Below are 540 nucleotides of genomic sequence, written 5' to 3' on the forward strand. Positions count from 1 at the left end.
GGATTGCCATTGTGTAATCTGCTCCAGAACACGATCGGTGACCTTCGAAATGAGCGTAGGCGAGACGTCTGCGTCGTACATTTCTTTAAAAGTTTCTACGATTTCGCGGGTTGACAGCCCTTTGGCATAAAGCGTCAGAATCTGATCGTCCATCGAGGTCAAACGGGTTTGATTTTTTCGAACGAGTTGCGGTTCAAAACTACCGTCACGATCACGTGGCGCTGAGATTTCGACTTCGCCATGCGAGCCTTTGAGGCGTTTTGTGGTGCTGCCATTACGAGAGTTGCCTCGTGCTGGCTTGCTATCAGCATGCTTTTCGTAGCCGAGATGCTCGGTCAGTTCGGCATTTAAAGCTGTCTCTACAGTGAGCTTAACCAACTCCCTGGAGAGCATGTTGAGGTCAGCTTCAGTTTTAATGTCCTTGGCAAGCTCTTTTGCCAACGCTTTAAGTTTCTCTCTATCCATTACAATGTCCATCGGTAAATTCCTCTTCAGAGGTTAATAGACCGTGGACATTTACACAAATTTATTTACAGGCTC

General features: G+C 47.0%; 1 protein-coding gene. It reads right to left on the minus strand.

Annotated features, from left to right (window positions below):
• Positions 1-465 (minus strand): transposase (locus tag H8K32_RS19980; RefSeq protein ID WP_186914391.1); only part of this gene is annotated, 465 nt, incomplete at its 3' end.
• Positions 466-540 lie beyond the last annotated feature (75 nt).

Origin of the sequence: Cognatundibacterium jejuense (genome assembly GCF_014284255.1) — a bacterium.
In the GTDB taxonomy this organism is placed as follows: Bacteria; Pseudomonadota; Gammaproteobacteria; order Burkholderiales; family Burkholderiaceae_D; genus Undibacterium; species Undibacterium jejuense.